Consider the following 24,216-nt stretch of genomic DNA (forward strand, 5'->3'; position numbering starts at 1 on the left):
GTTCGTAGACGGACGGCCCCCAAGATTGCAGCAAAGGGGAAGTTCACGTGTCCGAGCATCCACCGGTGCAGACGCCCCGAACCCGTGAGCGCCGTGACGGCCTCGATAGTCCTGACAATCGGACAACACAGTTGCCGCCGCAGCCGTACTCCGGCGGCCCGCCCGGCGAATCCGGCGGCGCAGCACCGACCCGCGCCTTTGCGGGATTTCGCAGACAGCGGCTGCCCCCCGGACCTGACTCGCGGGCCGGGACACCTCCCACAGCACCCGCATCGCCGGCCCAGATGCCGTACTCGGATTCAACTTTGGTTACCGGCGTCCCGCGGGTCGACGCGGCGGAATTCAGCGGCTATTACGGTGGCGAGATTGACAGACCCGTCGGACCCGTGGCTGCCCCCTACCGCCCGGAGGTCGTGCCACACACGCCATATCCGGAATTGTCCACCCGGATGCTCATGCGACCGGTCAAACCGCCGCCGTCGGAGGGCTGGCGGCGTTTGCTCTACGTGCTGTCCGGCCAGCTGATCAATCTGGGGGAGAGCCCCAGGGCCGCCCACTACAACGACTTGGTGGCCCAGGTCAACCGGCCGGTACGGGGTTGCTACCGGATTGCGGTGCTGTCGTTGAAGGGTGGGGTCGGCAAAACCACCATCACCGCGACGCTGGGTTCGACGTTCGCCGCTATCCGAGGCGACCGGGTGGTGGCGGTAGACGCCAATCCCGATCGCGGCACCTTGAGCCAGAAGATTTCGTTGGAAACCCCGGCCACTGTGCGCCAATTGCTGCACGACGCTGGAACCATCGAGCGCTACAGCGACGTCCGCCGCTACACCTCGCGGGGCCCGAGCGGGATGGAAGTGCTGGCGTCGGAAAGCGATCCGGCGGTCTCCGACGCATTCAGCGCCGACGACTACAGCCGCATCCTGGAAATCCTGGAGCGGTTCTACGGCCTGGTGCTGACCGACTGCGGTACCGGGCTGCTGCACTCGGCGATGTCGTCGGTGTTGGCCAAAGCCGATGTTCTGGTGGTTGTCAGCTCGGGATCCATTGATGGCGCGCGCAGCGCCTCGGCGACGCTGGACTGGCTGGATGCGCATGGCCACCAGGGCCTGGTGCGCAACTCGATCGCAGTCATCAACGCCGTGCGACCGCGAACAGGCAAGGTCGACATCAATAAGGTGGTCGATCACTTCTCGCGGCGCTGCCGCGCAGTGCGGTTGGTGCCTTTCGACCCTCATCTGGAGGAAGGCGCCGAGATCAGCCTGGATCGGTTGCGGCGACAGACCCGCGAAGCGCTCACCGAGCTGGCAGCAGTTCTCGCGGACGGGTTCCCCCGTCTAGTGCGGGTCTAGGTTTGCTGGGTGAAGACCTGTCCCCCGCAAGCGGGAGGTACCCCCAGCGCCCGGCTCCGCCGCGCTTGCGATCGTCGCTGGGTTTGATGAGTGACGACCCGCTGCGCCCGGCTCCGCCGCGCTTGCGATCGTCGCTGGGTTTGATGAGTGACGACCCGCTGCGCCCGGCTCCGCCGCGCTTGCGATCGTCGCTGGGTTTGATGAGTGACGACCCGCTGCGCCCGGCTCCGCCGCGCTTGCGATCGTCACTAGCGCGGGTTGTCGTCCCGATGCCCGAGTCGCCACAAAAACTCTGGATCGTCGTCGGGTCCGATAACGCGAGTCTTCGGCCGGTTGGCCTGTGACCGCGCGGCGCGCCAGCCGATGTAAATCAGCGTCCCTAAAACCAGGACGAGGAGCAGGTAAAGCACGCGCACCTCCTTGGAGACCTCCTTGGAGCGAATATACCCGCGCCGTAGGCTCAAACCGTGTCAGAAGGGCCAAGCAGCAACAGCGCTGCAGATCACAATCGAGATCGCCTAGTCGTCGACGTCTTGCTTTACGCCGCGGCCCGGTTACTGCTGGTGATCCTACTCAGCGGTGCGATTTACGGGGTGGCGCGATTGTTGGGGGTAACCCAGCTGCCCATCGTCGTAGCCGCGTTATTCGCTCTGATCATCGCGATGCCCCTGGGCATCTGGCTGTTCAGTCCGCTGCGTCGGCGCGCCACCGCAGCGCTTGCTGTCGTTGGCGAGCGTCGGCGTTTCGAACGCGAACAGTTACGGGCTCGGCTGCGCGGTGAGTCGCTGCCCGACGAGGAGTGAGACCAGCTGCGGAGCTGAAAGCGTGGGCCAACAAGGACAATTCGCACCGTCGCAGTCGTCAGCGCACTGTTAGTGCGCCAGCGACCCCGCCAGGGCTAACGCCCCAGCCACCGCGATCGCCCACACCACCATCGCAAGCCCAGTGTCCCGCAGCACCGGGATCAAGTCGGGCCCCACCCGGCCGGAGCGCACCGGCCGCAGGGCGCGCAGAGCCAGCGGCGTGGCCACCAATCCGACGGCACACCATGGTGTCGCCACCATCAGCACCAGGGTCAGCACCCCGGCGGTGGCCAGCAGCGCCTGATACAACCGCCGCGTGCGGGCATCGCCCAGGCGCACCGCCAAGGTGAACTTGTGTGCCTGCGTGTCGGTGGGGATATCCCGCAAGTTGTTGGCCACCAGCACCGACGACGACAGCGCCCCGGTCGACATCGCCAGCACCAAGCCCACCCAGTCCACCCGCAATGCCTGGGTGTACTGGGTGCCGAGCACAGCGACCAGGCCGAAGTACACGAACACCGCGACCTCGCCAAAACCCGTATAGCCGTAAGGTTTCGAGCTACCGGTGTACAGCCAGGCCCCGGCGATGCAGGCAGCGCCGACCACGATTAGCCACGGTGCGCTGAGCAGCGCGAGCGCCAACCCGGTCACCGCGCCGACCATTAGGCCGACAATCGCGGCGGTCAGCACCGATCGCGGGGAAGCTAGCCGCGAGCCCACCAATCGCATTGGCCCGGCCCGGTGGTCGTCGGTGCCACGGATGCCGTCGGAGTAGTCATTGGCGAAGTTGACCCCGACGATCAGCGCGACAGCGACGGCCAGCGCCAGCAGCGCTTTCCACCACACGGCCGAGTGCAGCCATGCCGCAGCGCCGGTGCCCGCAACAACCGGCGCCACCGCGTTCGGCAGCGTCCGTGGCCGAGCACCCGAGATCCACTGAGCGAAACTAGCCACCCACGCATCCTGCCGGTGGCCGGCGCATGCAATCAAACGCGGGGTATGCATAACAATGGGCGAATGCTTGGAGTGATCGGCGGCAGCGGCTTCTACACCTTCTTTGGGCCCCCGTTTGGAAGCACCGTCCGCGAAGTCAACGTGGACACCCCGTATGGTCAGCCCAGCGCCCCGGTCACGGTCGGCACTATCGGGGAACACGATGTCGCGTTCTTGCCTCGACACGGGGCACACCACGAATACTCGGCGCACACCGTGCCGTATCGGGCCAACATGTGGGCGCTGCGTTCGCTTGGCGTACGGCGAGTTTTCGCGCCGTGCGTGGTCGGCAGCCTGAACCCCGAACTCGGCCCGGGTGCCGTGGTGGTACCTGACCAGCTCGTCGACCGCACCAGCGGCCGTGTCGATACCTACTTCGACTCCAGTGCTGTCCATGTCGACTTCGCCGATCCCTATTGCCCGACTCTGCGTGCCGCGGTTAGCGGCCTACCCGGCGTGGTCGACGGCGGCACCATGGTGGTGATTCAGGGCCCGCGATTTTCCACCCGCGCGGAAAGCCAGTGGTTCGCCGCCTCCGGCTTCAGCCTGGTCAACATGACCGGCTACCCCGAGGCGGTGCTCGCCCGCGAACTCGAAATATGCTATGCGGCAATCGCTTTAGTAACTGATCTGGACGCCGGTGTCGCGGTTGGCGATGGGGTGAAGGCCGTCGACCTGCTCGCCCAGCTTGACAAGAACATCGAGGTGTTCAAGAAGCTGGTAGCCGCGTCGATCGCTCGGGTCGGCGTGGACCGCAGCTGCGGGCATTGTCTGCCGCACACCGGCGTCGCATTGCCGATAGAGCTGCCATGAGGGTGCTACTGACCGGCGCGGCCGGTTTCATCGGGTCCCGGGTGGGCGCGGCGTTGCTGGCGGCGGGTCACGATGTCGTCGGCGTGGACGCGTTGCTGCCCGCCGCGCACGGACCAAACCCGGTGTTGCCGCCGGGATGCCGACGGGTCGACGTCCGCGACGTGGACGCGCTGGACCCACTATTGGCCGGTGTCGACGTGGTGTGCCACCAGGCCGCGATGGTGGGCGCCGGCGTGGACGCTGCCGACGCTCCCGCCTACGGCGGACACAACGATTTCGCCACCACGGTGCTGCTCGCGCAGATGTTCGCTGCTGGGGTGCGCCGTCTGGTGCTGGCGTCGTCGATGGTGGTGTATGGGCAGGGGCGCTATCACTGTCGGCGGCATGGGCCGGTCGATCCGTTGCCGCGGCGGCGCGCTGACCTCGACGCTGGCATCTTCGAACACCGTTGCCCGCGCGGTGGTGAGGAGTTGCAGTGGCGGCTCGTCGACGAGGATGCGGCGCTGCGGCCCCGCAGCCTGTACGCGGCCAGCAAGACCGCGCAGGAGCATTACGCGCTGGCGTGGTCGGAGTCAACGGGCGGCTCGGTGGTGGCGTTGCGCTACCACAACGTCTACGGCCCCGGCATGCCGCGCGACACCCCATACTCGGGGGTGGCGGCGATCTTCCGTTCTGCACTCGAAAAAGGCGATCCACCAAAAGTTTTCGAGGACGGCGGTCAGATGCGTGACTTCGTCCACGTCGACGACGTAGCCGCCGCGAACCTCGCAGCGGCATTATCAATAGCCGACCGCGGAGGTTTCACTGCAGTCAACGTCTGCTCTGGGCGGCCCATCTCGATCCTCGAGGTGGCCACCGCACTGTGCGACGCGCGCAGTTGCCCGAATAGCGCCGTGTCGCCGGTCGTCACCGGGCAGTACCGCAGCGGGGACGTGCGCCACATCGTCGCGGATCCCGCCCGGGCCGCCGAGGTGTTGGGCTTCCGCGCGGCCGTCGATCCGCGCCAGGGTCTGTGCGAGTTCGCGTTCGCGCCGCTGCGCTAGCCGCGCTTTAGTTCACGTCGTCCGGCGGCCGGTAGATCTTCGGCGCCTCGACATGTATCTGGCGGGTGACGGAGTCTTGATCCGGTGAGCCCCGAAAAATTCGAGGTGAGGAAGCCAGCTGCGGCATCACGGCGGTGGGTACCTGCCCTGCGTTGTCAGCGGTGTCGGGCATGCCGGTCGCGATACGAGTTGTTGGCGCAGCTGACGGCGAGACAGTGGCCGCCGGGACACGGCGCTTTGCCGCGTGGGCGGCACGGCGCCGCAGACGTCGGCCGGTGAGATGACCGGTGGTGACGGCAGCAACAAGGATGCCGAGGGCTAGCCAACACAGCACCACATCGAAGATGCTGGTGATCTGGTGGGCGAGATTGTTTCCGTAGATGGGGTTATGCCACCCGCCGCCACCTGGCGGCGCTTGGAACCGTGGCGCCAACGCGATGCCCACAACAACCCGAGAAATGCTCATGGTGACGAGCAGTCCACACAGTGACGAGATCAGCCTCGCGGAGACCGAGGTGTTGGCCAGGTTGATGCGCAGCCAGATCGCAAGGACCGCGGTGGCCAAATCGAACGCGGCCAGCGTCATGGTGTCGTAGCGCGAGAAAGGGAAATTCAAACTCACCGCGACCACGAGGTCGGTGATCCTCATCAACACCGATCCCAAGCACCACACCGCGATAAGCAATAAGCCCTTTCGGGCTGCCACCCGCCGCGGGCTCTGGTCGTCTGGTGCGGCGCCGCGGTGGCCGTACAGTGCGAAAAGCGTTGGAGGCGCGAAAATCGCCGCGGCCGCGGCCCATGCCAAATAACCCTCGTAACCGACTCCCGCCGTCGAGGTGTTTTGCGCGATACCGTGGAACGCGTCGACGTCGCGGCCGATGGGAAGGCTCCACACCAGGACCCCAGCCGCCAGCGTCGACATCCCAAGCCCGGTGGTCGCGAGTCGGGACGCCTTGGTGCTGCGAAGAATCCAGCTGGACGCGACGAGGACAGCGGCGAGCGCCACCGAGCCGTACACCACTGCTGTCGCGATAACCGCGATGTTTTGCTTGCCAAAGTCAGACGAACCGCCCGAGTGCAACGCGTACCTCACCCGCCAGCACGTGTTGAAAATGGTGCTCAGCGATGCACCGACCATCGACGCGTAGCCGATGATCTGAGCGGACCCCAGCCACCGCCGGTGCTCGTCATCGTCGGCGGCTGGGCCTCTGATGACCGGTTGCGCGCCCAACAGTGCGCCGGCGGCCCCCAGCCAGGCCCCCGGCCCGACACCACCGGGCACGTGCACGGTGCCACCGGATCGGATCGCTTCGAACGCGTCGAAGACGACGAAGCCGAGCACTAACAGCAGGTAAGGGACGTTGAGTAACAGACGAAGCCGGCCGGCCAGGGCGGGCTTGAACCGAGCTCCAGACAACCTCCATGGGCCCACATAGGTGACGGCGATAGAACCGAGGGACAGCAGGGTTACCGCCCCCAGGAGCCCAAACAACGGCACTTTGCTGGCGGGGATGCCGACACCGAAATACAGGTTCCACGGGAGGAACAGCGCAGTGACGACCAAAATAGCGGCGACCAGGTCGCGGATGCGGTTCCACCGCTGGGTTGGCTGCCCGGTCGCGTGCTGGGTCCCAGCTGGCACGTCCTGACGTGACGTCTGGTCCGGACGTGGCGACGCCTGGCGTGTCTGCACGGTGTCGGCCTGCCGCCCGATCGGACCGGTAGGCGTGTCGTCGCTGCTCTGGCTCACGATGCCCCCCGGGAATCACGGACGATTACTATTGGCGCTTGTTCGGTTGTGTGGCGAGGGACCACCCTACTCGGCTGACTGCACTGCTCGCTTGCGAACATATTCTCCGTTCGGACGCCGTGGCAGCGGCTGAGAACAGGAACTTCCGCGGAGGTAGCAGTCCCGCGGCGAACGTTCCGCCTTGGCAAACCTGGTTACGCTGCGCTCGGGGTGAACCTGGTCGCCTGAATGACTGATGCTACCGACGGTATCGCAGTGTAATGATGCCGGGACATTGCTGGTTACCGGGTGGCCAGGGCGAAGGAGAGCCGCGATGGACGTCGTTTTGGGGGTTGCGGTCGCAGGCCCGATCGCCCGATTGGCGCTTGTCGGGTCGGGTGAGGTGATTGACCAATCCACTGTTGACCTGGCTGATAACCCTGTCCAGAAGTTGACCGAGACCGTGGTCGGCACGAATCAGCTGCTGGCCGATGCCACCCATCGACTGGTGGCCACGCGGCTGTGCTGGACCGATCATCCCAAAGCTGACCAGCTGCGGCAGGCGTTGGAGGATTCCGGTGTCTGGGACGTCGCGGTCCTGTCCGAGTCGGAGGCGGCGACGGCTCTGACGCGGGGAGGGCCCGGCGCGGTGCTGCTGGTCGGTGATGAGACGGCGACGCTGTCAGTGCCGGGTCCGGTGGCCGAAGACCAGGACGCGCCACCGACCCTGCTGGCCGCCGAGCCGCTGGCGGGCGCCGATGTCAGCTCCACGTTGGACACCATGATGGCCCGGCTCAGCGACCAGCCCGGCGCTCCGACCGAGGTCTACCTGGTGGGTGCCGCTGCTGACCTCACCGCTGCTGACCTCACCGCGGTTGCTCACCAGATCGGCGACGCGTCGACCATGCGGGTAGAGGTTGCCGACGATCCCACGTTTGCGCTCGCGCGTGGCGCGGCGTTGGCCGCCGCGCCCGTGGCGTGCGGCGCGACGATGGCCCAGCCGGCGCTGGCGGCTGGACTGGCGGCTGGAGAGGAAACCACCATTGTGCCCGCGGCTGAATTCGCCGCCGCGGTCGGTGAGGAACCGCAGCTGGCGTACTCGATGGCCGGCGATGCCGAGTTGCTGCCGGCCGATATGGACGAATTTGATCGTGATTTCGGGGGATACGTCGATGCTGAAGCCGAGACCAGCGCACTGCGGTTGAGCAGACGGTCATTACTGATCAGCAACGCTGTCGTCGCATTCGCGGTCATCGGGTTCGCTTCGTTGGCTGTCGCGGTGACCATCGCCATCCGGCCGACCGCGAGTCAAGCGCCGGTGGTGGGTCACCAGAACGCGGCCCCGGGAAAGTTCATGCCCCTATTGCCGACGCAGCAGCAGGCGCCGGTGCCGCCGCCCCCGCCCGATCAGCCCAACGCTGGTTTCCAAGGCGGCACCATTCCGGCTGTCGGGGGCTCGGTTCCTCAGCCAGCAACGTCGCCCGGCGTGGGGGGAACGCCGGCTGCTCCGGTCCCGGCGCCCGGTGCTCCGCCTAACCCAAACCTTCCGCTCCCCGTCCCGGTGCCGGTGCCGGTTATCGTTCCTTTCCCAGGCTGGTGGCCGCAGCCGCCGGTGCCGACGGCCCCCAGCTACACAACGCCGACGACAACTCCGATGACGCCGGTCACGCCGACGACGCCGACGACGCCCACGACACCGGTCACGCCCACGACGCCGACGACGCCCACGACGCCGACGACGCCCACGACGCCGGTCACGCCGACGACACCGACGACACCGGCGACACCGACGACACCGACGACACCGGCGACACCGGTCACGCCGACGACACCGACGACACCGGTCACACCCACGACGCCGGTCACGCCGACGACACCGACGACACCGGCGACACCGACGACACCGACGACACCGGCGACACCGGTCACGCCGACGACACCGACGACACCGGTCACACCCACGACGCCGACGGCAGAGCCGACCACGCCGACGACCCAGGCGCCGATAGAGCCGACAACTCAGACGTCGATAGAGCCGACGACCCAGGCGTCGATAGAGCCGACGACCCAGGCGTCGTTGCCAACAAACGAAATGACTGAGGCGCCGACGCACACACAAACGCAGGAGACCGTGGCCCCGAAGCCGGAGACCCCGTCGGAGTCGCATGGCTCCGGGGGCCATGATTTCGGGTTCTAATCGAGGGTCAAGCTGCACCGGCAGAGTGGTGGCGTCGGCTGGCGCGCATCGTGGGCCTCGCGGTTCCATGGGCCACGACAGCACCGCTACATCGGCGTCGATGTGCGCTCTACCGGCGAGCACGTCGGCCCGATGCGGTGTATCCGGGCTAGGGTCGGATGCCGTGCCTGATGATGTGGTGACCGTCGTGCTGCCGTGTCTCAACGAGGAGGAGTCGCTGCCGGCGGTGCTGGCCGCGATTCCCGCTGGCTATCGGGTGCTGGTCGTGGACAATAACAGCACCGATGACACCGCCGGGGTCGCTGCTCGTCATGGCGCTCAGGTGGTTGCCGAACCGCGGCCCGGATACGGCTCGGCGGTGCACGCCGGTGTGGTCGCCGCGTCGACTCCGATCGTGGCGGTGATCGACGCCGACGGCTCGATGGATGCCGGTGACTTGCCCCGGCTCGTCGCCGCGCTCGACGAGGACACGGATCTGGTGATCGGCCGGCGGCGGCCGGTGCCCGGGCTGTATTGGCCGTGGGTCGCCCGGCTGGGCACCGTGGTGATGAGCTGGCGACTGCGCACCCGTCACCGCCTGCCGGTGCACGACATCGCACCAATGCGCGTCGCATGGCGGGAGGCGCTGCTGAATCTGGGTGTCGCCGACAGACGGTCGGGGTATCCGCTGGAACTGCTGGTTCGCGCCGCAGCTGCTGGGTGGCGGGTAGTCGAGCTCGACGTCAGCTACGGCCCCAGGACGGGCGGTAAATCCAAGGTCAGCGGTTCACTGCGGGGCAGTATTACCGCAATCGTGGACTTCTGGAAGGTGATTTCATGAGCGGCCTGCCGGTGACCCTGCTGGTGGTCGCCAAAGCGCCGGAACCCGGCCGGGTCAAGACGCGGCTGGCCGCCGCCGTCGGTGACCGGCTCGCCGCCGACATCGCCGCCGCCGCGCTGCTCGACACGTTGGACGCGGCGGCGGCCACGCCGGTCGCCGCGCGGGTGTTGGCGCTCACCGGTGACCTCGACACCGCCGCGCGTGCCGCTGAGATCCGTCAGCGGGTCGAGTCGTTCACGGTGATCGAGCAGCGCGGCGATGACTTCGCCGACCGGCTCGCCAACGCGCACATCGATTCGGCTGACCAGGCCGGTGGGCATCCGGTGCTGCAAATCGGGATGGATACTCCGCAGGTGACCGCCGAGCTGCTGGCCAATTGTGCATGCCGGCTGCTCAACACGCCAGCCGTGCTGGGGTTGGCCCATGACGGCGGTTGGTGGGTGCTCGGGGTGCAGACATCGGCGATGGCCGAATGTCTACGCGCAGTTCCGATGTCGCAGCCCGATACTGGAGAGCTCACGTTAAAGGCGTTGCATAGCAACGCTATCGATGTGACCTCGGTGGATCCTCTGGCCGATTTCGACTTCGTCGACGACATCGCCGCGGTCCGCGATGCCTGCGCACCCGCCAGTCGCTTCGCACGGGCCACCCGCGCAGCCGGACTCTGAGCAAGGTATCGAGTCACAGTCGCCTACCAGTTCGTGAAGATGATGGTGTTCAAAAGCAGGGCGCCGGCGGCATTGAGTGCCAGCCACAGTCGGTGTGAACGCGCTGGCAGCAGCGCGGGCGCCGCGGTGAGCCAGATGGTGAAAGGCAGCCAAATCCGTTCGGTTTCAGCCTTGCTCAGCATGCTCAAGTCAGCGCATAGGATGGCTGCCAGCATCGCCAGCAGCAGCACATGCAAGCTGGACCGCTGACGGATGGCGGCCAGGTTGAACACCCGGCTGACTCCCGCGACGCTGCCCAGCCCGATCGCGCACACCGCGCACGCCAGATTGGCCCACGACCAATACTGGAACGGCCGGTCCTTAGCAATCCCCTGCCAATAACGCTGTTGCACAAGGTTGTAGCCATCGAACCAGTAGAACCCCGCAACGGCAAAAGCGACTGCCACCGCCACTGCGGCCAGCACAGCCGGGCCGAGTGCCTGCAGGGCCGCCCTGAAGTTGGCCTGTGCGTGGCGGGAGCCAACCAGTACTGCCAATGCCGGAAGCCCCATCAACATGAGGCCGTAATTGAGGAAAACTCCCCAGCCGAGCAGCAGACCCGCGCCGGCTGCGGCGAGCGCGGGGAACTCCACCGTACGGTGTACCGCCAGCGCCAACAGCGCGATACCCCATGCCGCGACCCCGGCGAAGTATCCGTCCGCGGAGACCGCGACCCAGATCGCCGTGGGCGCTACCGTGACGAACGGGGCTGCCCGTCGCGCCGTAGCCTCGTCGGCCAGCGCGCGGACGGCGATCACTATGGCCGCCGCCGCGCTGGACCCGACCAGCAAGCACAGCAGCCCGGCCCAGGCACCGCCGTGCAGGCCGATCCGGTCCAGCCACACGAACGTCAGCAGCGCACCCGGCGGATGCCCCGACACATGCGTGGTCCAGGAGCTGGGCTGGAAGTCGAGGATGCGACTGGCGAACATGCGCAGCGTTGCTGGGATGTCGGTGACGCCGGGCACTTCCCACAGATACTCATCCCTGGTGGTTAACCGGCCGGCGAAGCCTCGCTGCCAGCCGTCGATCATGGCCAGCGAAAAGGCCCAGCTGCAGGCGGTGGCCCAGGTGCCCAGCGTCAGCACTCGCCACGAAAGACGTTGTGCCACGGTTGGCCCCCACGCCACGGCGGCTACCGCAATGAGAATCGCCGGCACGATTCCCCAGCAGGCATGGACGTCCCAATAGCCGAAGATCGGTGCGGCGCCGGCGTGCATGGCAAACCGCTCCAGCCCGGTGTCTCGCCGCGGATTGATGCCCCAGTGCAATCGCGGCAGCATGAACGCGGCCGCGACCAGGACGACCGCGGCTGCCACGGACAATGCCTCTCGGCGACCGATCTTCACGATCGGTCAGCCTATTGACCGGACCTGTCGAACCGGCGCACCAACGCGGTGCGGTCGACCTTTCCAATGCCACGTCGTGGTAGTGCGTCGACGATGTGCAGCTCGCGTGGTGCGGCCGCGGCGTCCAGCCTGCGGGTGACAAGGGCGCGCAGCATGTCCAGCGTCGGCGGTGCGCAACCGTCGGTCAGTACCACCGCGGCGACTACCCGCTGACCTAGGCGGTCGTCGGCAAGTCCGAAGACCGCACAGTCGCTGACCGCGGGGTGGGTGCACAGCGCGGCCTCGACCGGCCCTGGCAGCACGGTCAACCCGCCGGTGCTGATCGCGTCGTCGGCCCGACCCAGCACTGTCAGCACGCCCGCGCCATCGATAGTGCCGAGATCGTCGGTGTGGAACCAGCCCGGTTCGGCGAACGGGTCGGGCGTGACCGGATTGCGATAGCCCTTGGCCAGCGTCGCGCCACCGATCATGATGTGGCCATTGACCAGCACGCGTAGCCGCACGCCGTCCAGCGGGACACCGTCATACACGCAACCTCCCGCAGTCTCGCTCATTCCGTAGGTGCGGACCACCACGATGCCGGCCGCTGTCGCGGCGTCCAGGATCGGCCGGGGAGCTGGTCCGCCACCAATGAGGACGGCATCCAATTCGGCGAGCGCGGCCGTGGCCGCCGAGTCGGTGAGCGCCTTGGCTAGCTGCGCAGCGACCAGTGACGTGTATCGCCGGCCTGGGCTCAATCGGCCCACCGCGTCCGGCAGTTCGGCGATGTCAAACCCGGCAGAGACGTCCAGCTCGACGGGCACCGAACCGGCCAGCGCGCTGCGCACCAGCACCTGCAGCCCGGCGATGTGATACGGCGGCAACGCCAGCAGCCAGCTGCCCGGACCGCCAAGACGGTCGTGGGTGGCCGACGCGCTGGCAGTCAAGGCGGCGGCGGTCAGTAAGGCGCCCTTGGGCGCACCTGTCGTTCCCGACGTGGTGGCCACCAGAGCCACATCGTCGTCGATCTCTTCGCCCACTCGTAAACCCACGCGCAAAGCACGCAGCGCGGCGGTGGGTTCATGCTGGGCCGGCACCACCACCATCGCGGGATCGCGGCCATCCAGGATCCGTTCCAGCGTGGGCAGCAGCAACGGGGCTGCGGATCCGGACGTGACGCTAAGCGAGCGCAGGACGGCTATGCGGGCTCTCCGTTGTCGCGCGCGTCATCGAGCGGCCAGCCCTTGGCGGCCAACCGTGTCCGCACCCGTTCGATGTCCTGCGGTGACGGCAGCTCGTCGGTGAGCTGGCTGATCAGCACACCGATGTCGATCTTGTCGAACTCGCCGCGCCGGATCACCTCTCTGGCGACGAGTTTCACCTCGTCGTTGGTCAGTCGGCGGGCGAGCAGCGCGAGCACCGCGAAGGTATCGGTCGCTGGGATGCCTTCCGGATACCCCGCGCGCAGCCACGAGACGATTGAAGTCAGGAATCGGTTCACTATGCTGCAATTCTGCGCAGTCGGTGCAACTAGGGCTTAGTTCCCAGGAACGGGTAATGGGTGTGATGCGCGATGAAGTCTTTGGCGATGTAGAGCACCCCGAGGATGACCACCGTAAGAACCACCGCGTAGATCACCCAAGCGAGTGTAACGAGGATCGGCTTGCGGCGTGGGGCGGCGCCGCTGGTGCTGACGTCTGCAGCGCCGTCGGCGTGCAGCCGGATCCCGAGCGCGAACAGCCCCGGCAGTGCCGCACCGGCCAGCATGCTGAAGAGCAGGATCTTGAGGGTGGCCTCGTAGTTGAACCAGGCGCTCATGAGGCGTTCCTTACGCCAACCGTGTGGTGACCGGAGCGGTATCGAGGCAGGGTGGCAGTCAATTTAGGGCCCATATTGGAGGGGGGCTGGTGGTTGTCCGAACCGTCGAGCCCAGCGGTCAGGCTGCCTTCCCAATTGTCGTTGACGTTCTTGTGGTCGACCTTGACCTTGCGTGACCGGATGTAGATGGCCACAGAGACCGCGACCAACAGCGAGAACCCGATGATCGCGCCGGGATAACCACCGATGAGATGCACGATCCAGTAGGTGACTGCTCCCACCGAACCAGCCAACGGAAGCGTGACCAGCCACGCGGTTGCCATCCGGCCAGCCACGCCCCACCGGACCTCGCCGCCGGGTTTGCCCAACCCGCTGCCCAGCACCGAACCGGTGCAGACTTGGGTCGTGGACAGCGCGTAGCCAAAGTGGGCGGACAACAGAATGACCGCGGCTGAGGACGATTCGGCGGCCATGCCTTGCGGCGACTTGATCTCCACCAGCCCCTTGCCCAAGGTGCGGATGATTCGCCAGCCGCCCAAGTAGGTACCCGCGGCCATGGCTATCGCGCAACACACGATGACCCACAGCGGCGGCATGGAGGCGGTCTTGCTCACTGCTCCGTAGGACATCAGCGCCAGGAAGATCACGCCCATCGTCTTCTGTGCGTCATTGGTCCCGTGTGCCAGCGAAACCAGCGACGCCGAGCCGATCTGGCCGCGTCGGAACCCGGTCTCGGTGCGCATGGCCGGAACACCGCGGGTGATCGCGTAGACCAACCAGGTGGCTACCGCCCCAACAACGATGGCCAGCAACGCGGCAATGATGGCCGGGATGATCACCTTGGAGATGACGCCGCTCCAGATCACCCCGTGACCGCCGACAGCCGCGATCGTGGCGCCGACGATACCGCCGATCAACGCGTGCGAGGAACTCGACGGGATACCGAGAAGCCAGGTCAGCAAATTCCAGACGATGCCGCCAACCAGGCCGGCGAACACCAGTTCCAGCGTTACCAGATCCGCCTCGATCAGACCCTTGGCAATCGTGGCTGCGACGGCAGTAGACAAGAACGCGCCGATCAGGTTCAGGATGGCGGAGAGGGACACCGCCACTTTTGGTGCCAGCGCACCACTGGCGATCGAGGTCGCCATGGCGTTGCCGGTGTCGTGGAAGCCGTTGGTGAAGTCGAAGGCCAGTGCCGTGATCACGACAATGATCAAGAGGAACAAATTGATGTTCACAGCGCCTGATTCTCGTGGTCGGGGCAATCCGTTGTCGAATTAGCTGGAGCACGAATCGCAGGTAAGCTGCGACCCGTCGTCAGATGTTACCGTGCAATTAATCCGGTGTTCTGGGGCGTTCACCTCGCGTGTCCCCGCGTAGTGGGTGATCGGCAGGAACCTCCACAAAGATCAAGGTAATCCCATCCGGGTCGGTCACGTGCATCTCGTGCAGGCCCCACGGTTCCCGACGCGGTTCGCGGGTGATGGAGACCCCGTGGCCTTCCAGGTCGGCCCGGGTGGCGGCGATGTCGCGGACCTGCAGCCACAGCGCACCGGGAAAGGGCCCCCGGGAGTGGTCGGGCGTTCCGTATCCGGCCAGTTCGAGTAGTGACTGGCCGGCGAAAAACACTGTGCCCGCACCGTATTCGCGGGCGATCGCCAGCCCGATCTGGTCCCGGTAGAAGCTCAGCGACCGTTGATAGTCCGCCGGTCGGAGCAGCATCCGGCTGGCCAGGATCTCCATGACCTTGTGTCTACCACGTCTGGCGATATTCATTGAGACGGTCATTTCGTTGCGCACCGGCTTCGCAGGGTCGCCACGCCGGGCCCGGTGAGGTCGTCGCACGCGACTCCTCGGCCGGTCATGGCGAGCAGCAGCGACAGCAGTGGGCCCTCGACCTTTTCGCCCGCTCCGTGCTGCCAGTCGTGGTCGGTGGCATAGCAGGCGAGCCCAGCGATCCGGCGTTTCGAGCCAATGAGCATGTTCGAGCCCTTGTAGAAGTCGATCACCTGGCGCACTGCGCCCGGCGGGTACGTGTGCGGGATGCCCAGCGGGCGACGGACATCGGCGCCGTGAACGACCACCTCGCCAAGCCAGGAGGCTTTGGGTCCCGGCGGTGCTGAGGTGGAATTCTGCAGGCCACGGAACTCGTTCAAGGTGGCGGTCGGATCGGTGCCGCGATGCTTGGCGATTTGACCGGCGGTGAACTTGTCGAAGCTGAATCCGGCCTTGGCCATTCCCAGCAGGAAGGTGGCCGGGTTCAGTGCAGCAGTGGCCGAAAGGTGCGCAACGATGTCGTGCACCGTCCAACCACGGCACAGTGATGGCGTGTCCCACTGCGACGGCGTCAGATTGGCCAGGTCATTGACGAGGGCGCCGCGCTCGGCCGCAATCGTGGTCCAGAGGTCCGACATGGGCTGCTCCTAGGTCAGTGGCGATCGCAAGCTCGGCGGAGCCGGGCGCTGGGGGTACCTCCCGCTTGCGGGGGACGGGTCATCAAACCCTAGTGCGGGTCGCTGAGCTGGGTGGGGCGCCGTTGCATGAGTGTGTTGACCCAGCGGGGGCCGACGGTGTCTAACGCTCTGGCCGCAATCGCGACCCGCGGTGCGATCCGTACCGGCCGGGTGCGGGCGGCCGTCACCATCCACTCGGCCGCCTCGTGCGGCGTCAACGCGGGCATCCCGCGGTAGGCCTTCGTCGGTGCGATCATCGGAGTGGCCACCAGCGGGTAGTACAGCGCCGTCGAATGCACACCCTGGCGGCCCCACTCGGTCTCGGCGATTCGGCTCACCGCTGACAGCGCGGACTTCGACGCGTTATACACCGAGAACAGCGGCGCGGCCTCCGACAGCACGCCCCAGGTGGTGACGTTGATGATGTGGCCGTCACCGCGCTCCAGCATCCCTGGGGCAAACCCGCGCATCAGCCGCAGCGGGGCGTAGTAGTTAAGCGCCATGGTCCGCTCGACGTCGTGCCAGCGTGCTAGCGACTCGGCCAGCGGTCGGCGGATGGACCGGCCGGCGTTGTTAATCAGGATGTCGACCCCGCCGATGCGCGTTTGGACGTCGGCGATCAACGCGTCCACCGCGTCCATGTCCGAGATATCACACGGGATCGGCAACGCCGTGCCGCCCGCGGTCGTGATCCGGTCTGCCACCGCGTCGAGCAGATCCCGGCGGCGGGCGACCGCGACCACGGTGGCGCCGTGCCGTGCGAGCTGCTCGGCGGCGGCCTCGCCGATGCCCGAGGAGGCTCCAGTCAGCAGGATCCGCTTACCGCCGAGGTTGACGGGTTTGATCGCAGGCCGGTTCAGCAGTAGTTGCGGCGAAATCGGCGGCCGCATGCCGGCCAACGTGATCTGATCGGTGAACCAGCGCAGCGGACTTTTGCTCACACGTGGGGAGTTTAGGCGGTGCTCAGAAGTAACGCGGGAACGAACTCCAGTCCGGCGCGCGCTTCTGCAGGAACGCATCACGGCCCTCGACGGCCTCGTCGGTCATGTATGCCAGCCGGGTAGCCTCACCCGCGAACAGCTGCTGACCCACCAGACCGTCGTCGAGCAGATTAAACGCAAACTTCAGCATCCGTTGCGCCTGAGGTGATTTGGCGTTGATCTCCGCCGCCCATTCCAGACCCACCGTCTCCAATTCGGCGTGCTCGACGACGGCGTTGACCGCGCCCATCTGGTGCATCTGCTCAGCGGTGTAGGCGCGGCCGAGGAAGAAGATCTCGCGGGCGAACTTCTGGCCGACCTGACGGGCTAAATACGCGCTACCGTAGCCGCCGTCGAAGCTGCCGACGTCGGCATCGGTCTGCTTGAAACGGGCATGCTCGCGGCTGGCCAACGTGAGATCGCAGACCACGTGCAGGCTGTGCCCGCCGCCGGCCGCCCATCCACTGACCAAGCAGATAACCACCTTGGGCATGAACCGGATCAATCGCTGTACTTCGAGGATGTGCAGCCTGCCTGCGCGTGCGACGTCAACCGTGTCCGCGGTGTCACCACTTGCGTACTGGTAGCCGGAGCGCCCCCGAATGCGCTGGTCGCCGCCGGAGCAAAATGCCCAGCCACCGTCGCGCGGGCTGGGCCCGTTTCCGGTCAGCAATACCACTCCCACGTCGGGCGACATCCGGGCATGGTCGAGGACGCGGTAGAGCTCGTCGACGGTGTGCGGCCGGAACGCGTTGCGTACCTCGGGACGGTTGAACGCCACCCGCACCGTGGCGTCGTTGACGTGGCGGTGATAGGTGATGTCGGTCAGATCGCCGAAGCCGTCGATAAGTCGCCACGATTCGGCATCAAAAGGATTGTCACTCAAGGTTTTTGGACTCCGTTCTGGTTGATGGTGAGATCGCCGCTGTTCCCCTCACCTTTTGCCATGCCTGCCACAGTAGTCAGCTCGTCTACTACCGCCGAACGTGAAGCCAGCTGCACGCTCGGTCGTCAGCGTGCAGCCAGTTTCACGTTCGGCGCGTAACTTAGCCGACAGCCCGACCGGCGCCTTCCCAGAACTGTGCGCGCACCGCCTTTTTGTCCGGTTTGCCCAGCCCCGTCAACGGCAACGAGTCGACGACCACCACCCGCTTGGGCGATTGCACTGAGCCCTTGCGTTCCTTGACGGCGGCCTGGATCTCGGCGGTCATGGCTTCGATCGCGGCGTCATCGCGGGCCGCGTCGGCGCGTAGCACCACCACAGCGGTGACGGCCTCGCCCCACTTTTCGTCCGGCGCGCCGACCACACATACCTGCGCGACCGCCGCATGCTCGGCGACGACATCTTCGACCTCCCGCGGGAACACATTGAACCCGCCGGTGACGATCATGTCCTTGACCCGGTCCACGATGTAGAGGAACCCGTCCTCGTCCTCACGGGCCATATCGCCGGTGTGCAGCCAGCCTTCTTTAAACGTCTCGGCCGTGGCCTCCGGAAGATTCCAGTAACCGCCGGCCAATAGTGGTCCGCTGACACAGATTTCGCCTGGCTCCCCCTGCGGAACCGCTTTACCGTCCTCGCCCAACAGCGCGACGCGCGCGAACAGCGTCGGGCGCCCGCATGAAGTCAGCCGCTTCTCGTCGTGATCCCTCTTGGCCAGATAGGTGATCACCATCGGCGCCTCGGATTGCCCGTAGTACTGGGCGAAGATCGGGCCGAACCGTCGGATTGCTTCGGCCAGCCGCACCGGGTTGATCGCCGAAGCGCCGTAGTAGACGGTCTCTAGCGACGACAGGTCCCGGGTGTGCGAGTCCGGGTGGTCCATCAGCGCGTACAGCATCGACGGCACCAGCATGGTGGCAGTAATGCGCTGCTCTTCAATGGTTTTCAGCACTTCGGCCGGATCGAACTTGGCTAGCACGATCATCTCGCCGCCCTTGATCACGGTGGGCGTGAAAAACGCTGCGCCCGCGTGCGAGAGCGGCGTGCACATCAAGAACCGCGGGTTCTCCGGCCATTCCCATTCGGCGAGCTGGATGGCCGTCATGGTGGCGATCGACTGCGCGGTGCCCATCACGCCCTTGGGCTTGCCGGTGGTGCCGCCGGTGTAGGTCAGGCCGATGACCTGATCGGGCGGTAGGTCGGCGGCCACCAGCGGCCGCGGCTGGTACTTGGCGGCCTCGGCCGACAGGTCCACAGCCACACTCTTCAAAGCTTCGGGCACCGGCCCGATAGTCAGGATCTGCTTGAGCGAGTCCACCCGCTGCAGCAGCCCCAACGCGCGTTCGACGAACATCGGTTTGGGGTCGATGATCAGCGAGCTGATGCCGGCGTCGGAAAGCACATAAGCGTGATCGTCCAGCGAGCCGAGGGGGTGTAGCGCCGTGCGCCGAAAGCCCCGGGTCTGGCCGGCCCCGATGATCATCAGTACTTCGGGACGGTTGAGCGACAGTAGCCCGACGGCGACGCCGGTGCCCGCACCCAGCGCCTCGAACGCCTGCGTGTACTGGCTGATCCGGTCGGCCAGCTGGCCGCCGGTCAGCGTGGTGTCGCCGAGGAACAGCACGGGCTTGTTCTGGTGGCGCTTCAACGCGCCCACCAGCAAATGGCCATTATGGATTGGGTTGCGCAACAGTTCGTGCGTCATGGCGCCGCTCCTCCTCATCGCTTCGTCCCCCCGCAAGCGGGCGGTACCCCACTGCATCGTCGCCGGCGCGACTCATGTGGCTAGGCTAGAACGTGTTGCAATTTCGGGTGGGCGTGGGCGTGTTATGAGCGCCGCTCCTCCTCATCGCTTCGCTCTGCATCGTCGTCGGCGCGGATCATTAGGATTTCGTGTCGTGGCTGATGCGGATATCGTCATTACCGGAAACGTGTTGACCGTCGACGACGTGCGGCCTACCGCCGAGGCGCTTGCCGTTGCTGACGGCCGGATCATCGCCGTCGGTAACCGGTCCGAGATCGCGAAGTTCATCGGTACTGGCACGGTAACCATCGATGTTGGTGCTGGCTGTGTCATGCCGGGATTCGTTGAGGCACATGGCCATCCGCTGATGGAGGCCGTCGCGCTGTCCGACCGGATCGTCGACATACGGCCGGTCACCATGCGCAACGCTGATGACGTCGTCGAGGCGGTTCGCCGCGAGACCGCCGCAAGGGGAGCGGCCGGGGCGTATCTCATCGGTTGGGACCCACTACTGCAACCCGGGCTGCCCCAGCCGACGTTGAGCTGGCTTGACGACATCGCGCCGGACGGACCGTTGGTGATCATCCACAACTCTGGGCACAAGGCCTATTTCAACTCGCACGCCGCCCGGCGCGCCGGGTTGAACACAGACACGCCGGATCCCAAGGGCGCCAAGTACGGTCGTGATGGCGACGGTGAACTCGACGGCACGGCCGAGGAAACCGGCGCGGTGTTTCCGCTGCTGGGCGGTGCCATCGAACCCAGCGATTACCCGGCAATGCTGCGCGCCGAATGCGCCCGGCTCAATCGTGCGGGGCTGACCACATGTTCCGAGATGGCTTTCGATCCGGTGTTTCGGCCGCTGGTTGAGCAACTGCGCGGCGAGCTGACGGTCCGGCTGCGCAGCTACGAAATCTCCAATCCGCAGCTGTCCACCGACGCCACCCCCGGCGAGGGTGACGACATGCTGCGCCAGGTGGGGATCAAGATCTGGGTGGACGGTTCACCATGGGTTGGCAACATCGCGCTGTCTTTTCCGTATTTGGACACCGCCGCGACCCGCGCCATCGGTGTGCCGGCGGGTTCTTGCGGACACGCCAACTACACCCGCGACCAGCTGACCGAAATCGTCGGCGCCTACTTTCCGTTGGGTTGGCCGCTGGCCTGTCACGTGCATGGTGATGCCGGCGTCGACACCATCCTCGATGTGTATGAGGAGGCGCTGCGCCGACATCCGCGTCCCGACCATCGGTTGCGCCTCGAGCATGTCGGCGCCATCCGACCCGACCAACTGCAGCGTGCCGCCGGGCTGGGCGTCACCTGCAGCATGTTCGTCGACCAGATCCACTACTGGGGTGACGTCATTATCGACGGCCTGTTCGGTCCGGAGCGCGGATCTCGTTGGATGCCAGCGGGATCCGCGGTTGCAACCGGTATGCGGATCTCGCTGCACAACGATCCGCCCGTCACACCCGAAGAACCGCTGCGCAACATCAGCGTGGCGGCGACGCGGGTCGCGCCGAGCGGCCGGGTGCTGGCTCCGGAGGAGCGGTTGACGGTCGACCAGGCGATCCGCGCGCAGACAATCGACGCCGCCTGGCAGCTGTTTGCCGACGATGTGATCGGCTCGCTGGAGGTCGGCAAGTACGCCGACATGGTGGTGCTGTCGGCCGATCCGCGTACCGTGCCACCGGAGCGGATCGCGGATCTCGAGGTGCGTGCGACGTTTCTGGCGGGTCGCCAGGTCTACCCGCAGTGATCCCCACGCTGAGCGAGCTGTTGGACCGCCTACATGTGGTGGCCCTGCCGATGCGGGTGCGCTTCCGCGGCATCACCACCCGCGAAGTGGCGCTGATCGACGGCCCAGCAGGATGGGGAGAATTCGGGGCCTTCCTTGAATATCAGCCCCCCGAGGCTTCCGCGTGGCTGACGGCGGGCATTGACGCCGCCTACCGCGAGCCGCCAAAGGCTCGCCGCGACCGGATCCCGATCAACGCCACCGTGCCCGCTGTGACCGCCGCCCAGGTGCCCGAGGTGCTTGCTCGATTTCCCGGCGTGCGCACCGCCAAGGTGAAGGTGGCCGAGCCCGGGCAGAATCTGGCCGACGATGTCGACCGGGTCAACGCGGTGCGGGAACTGGTGGAAACCGTGCGGGTGGACGCCAACGGCGGCTGGAGCGTCGAGGCAGCGGCCCAGGCGGCCGTCGCTCTGACCGCCGATGGCCCGCTGGAGTACCTCGAACAACCGTGTGCCACCGTCGACGAACTCGCCGAGCTGCGCCGCCGGGTTGACGTGCCGATCGCCGCTGACGAAAGCATCCGCAAGGCCGACGACCCATTGGCTGTGGTCCGCGCGCACGCTGCCGACGTCGCGGTGCTGAAAGTGGCGCCGCTGGGTGGAATTTCGGCGTTGCTCACTATCGCAGCGCAGATCGACATCCCGGTGGTGGTGTCCAGCGCGCTCGATTCGGCGGTCGGGATCGCCACCGGCTTGACCGCCGCCGCGGCCTTACCCGAACTCGGCCACGCCTGCGGGCTGGGCACCGGCAGGCTGTTCTTAGAAGACGTGGCAGACGTCGCCGAGCCCGTCGATGGCTTGCTGCCGGTCGGACCGGTAATCCCTGACCCGGCGCGGCTGCAGGCGCTGGGCGCGGCGCCCACGCGACGGCAGTGGTGGATCGACCGGGTCAAGGCCTGCTATCCGCTGCTTGTACCGTGTGCAGGTGATCAATCTTGCTTACGAGGACCGCGGGACCGGTGAACCCGTTGTTTTCATTGCGGGCCGCGGCGGTGCAGGACGCACCTGGCAACCGCATCAAGTTCCGGCATTTCTGGCGGCCGGCTATCGCGTCATCACCTTCGACAATCGCGGAATCGGTGCCACCGAAAACGCCGAAGGTTTCACGACGCAAACCATGGTCGCTGACACCGCGGCACTGATCGAATCCCTAGGCGCAGCCCCGGCGCGCATCGTTGGGGTATCGATGGGCTCATTCATCGCCCAGGAGCTCATGGTGGCCCGGCCCGAACTGGTCAGCGCTGCCGTGCTGATGGCGACCCGTGGCCGGCTGGACCGCACCCGCCAGTTCTTTCACGATGTCGAAGCCGAGTTCCATGACTCCGGTATCCAACTGCCATCCGGTTACGATGCGAAAGTTCGCTTGCTGGAAAACTTTTCACGCAAGACGCTCAATGATGACGTGGCCGTAGCCGACTGGATCGCCATGTTTAACATGTGGCCGCTCAAGTCCACCCCAGGACTGCGTTGCCAAACGGATGTCGCCCCGCAGGACAACCGGTTACCGGCCTACCGAAGCATCGCCGCGCCGGTGTTGGTGATTGGCTTCGCCGAAGACGTGGTGACACCACCGTCTTTGGGACGAGAGGTCGCCGATGCCCTGCCCAACGGCCGCTACCTGCAGATACCAGACGCCGGTCATCTCGGGTTCTTCGAGCGTCCGGAGGCCGTCAACGCCGCGGCGCTGCAGTTCTTCGACAGCGTCACAGGCTAGTGGCCCTAAACGTCACAAACCATCGCTTACCAGCCTGAATCAGACCGCTTGTACATTTCTTGTACATTTAGAGTTTCCTTAAATCGGTATTACTGAAGTACAGTGCCGCTGTGATCGAGAGCGACGGGTACCCGCATGGGCGGAAGGGTGAAGCGTGTGAGCTTTGACGTGGAGTCGAGCTTTGAAGTGGAGCGGTTGTCATTGCTCGTGGCGGGCCAAGACCAGCAGCTCAGCGACCTACGGGAACTGGCCCGTCGAGGTGATTCGCGGATCGCGGACCTCGGTGAGCAGCTGAACAGGTCACAGGCCGAGCTGGAGTCGATGTCGTTGCGCTTCCACCAAGAGGCGGCCGAAATCCCTGCCGACGTCGAGCACCTGGGTGATCGACTCTGCGCGGTCTTGAACACCGCCACGGTGGAGGCGGAAGCGATTCGGGCCGAGGCGCATCAGTTCGCCGAAACCACTCGCGTCGAAGCGGAGCGGCGCGCCGCTGAAATCATCGCCGACGCCAAGCTGGAGTATCAGTCAGCAGCCAAGCTGTGGGCCGACCTGCTAGCGCAGAGTAACCAGGTACGGGCTGACATTACTCAGCTACGGGAGCAGGCCACCCTGGAGGGCGCCAAAATTATCGCCGAGGCCGAGAGCCTGGCCGCAGAAGTGTTGGCCCGCGTGCAGCGTAACGTTGACACACAGATTGCAGCGGCGCAGGCCAAGTTGGACGAACTCAAACAGGTGCGAGTGAAAACCATTGCGCAACTGAAGTCTTTCTACGACAGGTTTACCGCGCTGGAGCGCCCCGTGCGGGAAATTGATCCGGCCCAGATTATTTCCTTTGCTCCGGTTCCCTTGGACCCATCGCTCTCCTATGGTGCGCATTCGGCTCCTGATATTGATCCGCCTCAGGAGTCGCTTGGCAATGTTGGGTAGTTCGAAATATTTGCATTAGAGCCCTGGTCGGCTACCTTTCCGACGGCGAAAA

The 24,216-nt window shown here is 66.0% G+C and carries 23 protein-coding genes and 1 pseudogene; 11 read left to right on the forward strand and 13 right to left on the reverse strand.

All coding sequences use genetic code 11. The annotated features are described in order from the left end of the window. Nucleotides 1–47 precede the first annotated feature (47 nt). Complete coding sequence (locus B586_RS02990; RefSeq protein WP_418001115.1) at nt 48–1,352, forward strand: MinD/ParA family ATP-binding protein; 1,305 nt, start codon at nt 48–50, stop codon at nt 1,350–1,352. Between the two features lie 248 nt (nt 1,353–1,600). Here B586_RS02990 and B586_RS20690 read toward each other — a convergent pair whose 3' ends face one another. Further along, on the reverse strand, nt 1,601–1,762 hold the full coding sequence (locus B586_RS20690) for a hypothetical protein (protein ID WP_156166283.1): 162 nt from the start codon (nt 1,760–1,762) through the stop codon (nt 1,601–1,603). A gap of 57 nt (nt 1,763–1,819) precedes the next feature. On the opposite strand from B586_RS20690, the gene B586_RS03000 reads away from it, so the two are divergent. Further along, entirely contained in the window at nt 1,820–2,155 is a 336-nt protein-coding gene (locus tag B586_RS03000; RefSeq protein WP_047313616.1) for a DUF4229 domain-containing protein, read from the forward strand. Nucleotides 2,156–2,224: 69 nt separating this feature from the next. On the opposite strand, the gene B586_RS03005 is transcribed toward B586_RS03000, so the two are convergent. Then, nucleotides 2,225–3,109, reverse strand: a complete 885-nt coding sequence (locus B586_RS03005; RefSeq protein WP_047313788.1) for a 1,4-dihydroxy-2-naphthoate polyprenyltransferase — start codon at nt 3,107–3,109, stop codon at nt 2,225–2,227. Nucleotides 3,110–3,172: 63 nt separating this feature from the next. Between B586_RS03005 and B586_RS03010 the strand changes: the two genes are divergently transcribed. Further along, a complete protein-coding gene (locus tag B586_RS03010; RefSeq protein ID WP_231584544.1) occupies nt 3,173–3,961 on the forward strand; it encodes an S-methyl-5'-thioadenosine phosphorylase in 789 nt (262 codons plus the stop codon). Further along, nucleotides 3,958–5,004 (forward strand): NAD-dependent epimerase/dehydratase family protein, encoded by a 1,047-nt coding sequence (locus B586_RS03015; RefSeq protein WP_047313614.1) that lies wholly within the window; start codon nt 3,958–3,960, stop codon nt 5,002–5,004. The genes B586_RS03010 and B586_RS03015 overlap by 4 nt, the downstream gene beginning before the upstream one ends. Nucleotides 5,005–5,011: 7 nt before the next feature. On the opposite strand, the gene B586_RS03020 is transcribed toward B586_RS03015, so the two are convergent. Next, nucleotides 5,012–6,646, reverse strand: a complete 1,635-nt coding sequence (locus B586_RS03020) for a DUF7937 domain-containing protein (RefSeq protein WP_236971383.1) — start codon at nt 6,644–6,646, stop codon at nt 5,012–5,014. Nucleotides 6,647–7,067: 421 nt separating this feature from the next. On the opposite strand from B586_RS03020, the gene B586_RS21815 reads away from it, so the two are divergent. From B586_RS21815 to B586_RS03050, 3 genes are all read left to right on the forward strand, one after another. Then, a complete protein-coding gene (locus B586_RS21815) occupies nt 7,068–8,930 on the forward strand; it encodes a DUF7159 family protein (protein WP_236971347.1) in 1,863 nt (620 codons plus the stop codon). 163 nt (nt 8,931–9,093) lie between these two features. Continuing rightward, the gene (locus B586_RS03045; protein ID WP_047313611.1) at nt 9,094–9,750 is read left to right on the forward strand and encodes a glycosyltransferase family 2 protein; all 657 of its coding nucleotides are present in this window, start codon (nt 9,094–9,096) and stop codon (nt 9,748–9,750) included. After that, a complete protein-coding gene (locus B586_RS03050) occupies nt 9,747–10,418 on the forward strand; it encodes a TIGR04282 family arsenosugar biosynthesis glycosyltransferase (protein WP_047313610.1) in 672 nt (223 codons plus the stop codon). The genes B586_RS03045 and B586_RS03050 overlap by 4 nt, the downstream gene beginning before the upstream one ends. A gap of 23 nt (nt 10,419–10,441) precedes the next feature. Here B586_RS03050 and B586_RS03055 read toward each other — a convergent pair whose 3' ends face one another. The 10 genes and pseudogenes from B586_RS03055 to fadD8 form a co-directional block, all read right to left on the reverse strand. Then, the gene (locus B586_RS03055) at nt 10,442–11,806 is read right to left on the reverse strand and encodes a hypothetical protein (RefSeq protein WP_054880713.1); all 1,365 of its coding nucleotides are present in this window, start codon (nt 11,804–11,806) and stop codon (nt 10,442–10,444) included. A gap of 11 nt (nt 11,807–11,817) precedes the next feature. After that, on the reverse strand, nt 11,818–12,915 hold the full coding sequence (gene menE, locus B586_RS03060; RefSeq protein WP_236971385.1) for an o-succinylbenzoate--CoA ligase: 1,098 nt from the start codon (nt 12,913–12,915) through the stop codon (nt 11,818–11,820). 68 nt (nt 12,916–12,983) lie between these two features. After that, nucleotides 12,984–13,286: a DUF3349 domain-containing protein gene (locus tag B586_RS03065; protein WP_047313608.1), complete on the reverse strand. Its 303-nt coding sequence runs from the start codon at nt 13,284–13,286 to the stop codon at nt 12,984–12,986. 29 nt (nt 13,287–13,315) lie between these two features. After that, the gene (locus B586_RS03070) at nt 13,316–13,603 is read right to left on the reverse strand and encodes a hypothetical protein (protein WP_047313607.1); all 288 of its coding nucleotides are present in this window, start codon (nt 13,601–13,603) and stop codon (nt 13,316–13,318) included. Next, the gene (locus B586_RS03075) at nt 13,600–14,844 is read right to left on the reverse strand and encodes an inorganic phosphate transporter (RefSeq protein ID WP_047313606.1); all 1,245 of its coding nucleotides are present in this window, start codon (nt 14,842–14,844) and stop codon (nt 13,600–13,602) included. Before B586_RS03075 ends, B586_RS03070 begins: the two co-directional genes overlap by 4 nt. Before the next feature lie 97 nt (nt 14,845–14,941). Continuing rightward, nucleotides 14,942–15,349 (reverse strand): VOC family protein, encoded by a 408-nt coding sequence (locus tag B586_RS03080; protein WP_054880712.1) that lies wholly within the window; start codon nt 15,347–15,349, stop codon nt 14,942–14,944. Nucleotides 15,350–15,390: 41 nt separating this feature from the next. Beyond that, complete coding sequence (locus tag B586_RS03085) at nt 15,391–16,020, reverse strand: maleylpyruvate isomerase family mycothiol-dependent enzyme (protein ID WP_054880711.1); 630 nt, start codon at nt 16,018–16,020, stop codon at nt 15,391–15,393. Between the two features lie 89 nt (nt 16,021–16,109). After that, nucleotides 16,110–17,000: an SDR family oxidoreductase gene (locus B586_RS03090; protein WP_047313603.1), complete on the reverse strand. Its 891-nt coding sequence runs from the start codon at nt 16,998–17,000 to the stop codon at nt 16,110–16,112. Nucleotides 17,001–17,022: 22 nt separating this feature from the next. Next, nucleotides 17,023–17,925: a 1,4-dihydroxy-2-naphthoyl-CoA synthase gene (locus tag B586_RS03095; protein WP_047313602.1), complete on the reverse strand. Its 903-nt coding sequence runs from the start codon at nt 17,923–17,925 to the stop codon at nt 17,023–17,025. A gap of 160 nt (nt 17,926–18,085) precedes the next feature. Beyond that, nucleotides 18,086–19,763 (reverse strand): annotated as a pseudogene (gene fadD8, locus B586_RS03100) (fatty-acid--CoA ligase FadD8). A gap of 117 nt (nt 19,764–19,880) precedes the next feature. Between fadD8 and B586_RS03105 the strand changes: the two are divergent. The 4 genes from B586_RS03105 (at nt 19,881) to B586_RS03120 (ending at nt 24,164) form a co-directional block, all read left to right on the forward strand. Next, entirely contained in the window at nt 19,881–21,485 is a 1,605-nt protein-coding gene (locus B586_RS03105) for an amidohydrolase (protein ID WP_054880709.1), read from the forward strand. After that, nucleotides 21,482–22,486 (forward strand): o-succinylbenzoate synthase, encoded by a 1,005-nt coding sequence (locus B586_RS03110; protein WP_054880708.1) that lies wholly within the window; start codon nt 21,482–21,484, stop codon nt 22,484–22,486. Before B586_RS03105 ends, B586_RS03110 begins: the two co-directional genes overlap by 4 nt. Continuing rightward, the gene (locus tag B586_RS03115) at nt 22,449–23,237 is read left to right on the forward strand and encodes an alpha/beta fold hydrolase (protein ID WP_047313786.1); all 789 of its coding nucleotides are present in this window, start codon (nt 22,449–22,451) and stop codon (nt 23,235–23,237) included. The genes B586_RS03110 and B586_RS03115 overlap by 38 nt, the downstream gene beginning before the upstream one ends. A gap of 156 nt (nt 23,238–23,393) precedes the next feature. Continuing rightward, nucleotides 23,394–24,164 (forward strand): hypothetical protein, encoded by a 771-nt coding sequence (locus tag B586_RS03120; protein ID WP_056936224.1) that lies wholly within the window; start codon nt 23,394–23,396, stop codon nt 24,162–24,164. Nucleotides 24,165–24,216: the final 52 nt, after the last annotated feature.

It is taken from the genome of Mycobacterium haemophilum DSM 44634, from assembly GCF_000340435.2.
Classification (GTDB): domain Bacteria; phylum Actinomycetota; class Actinomycetes; order Mycobacteriales; family Mycobacteriaceae; genus Mycobacterium; species Mycobacterium haemophilum.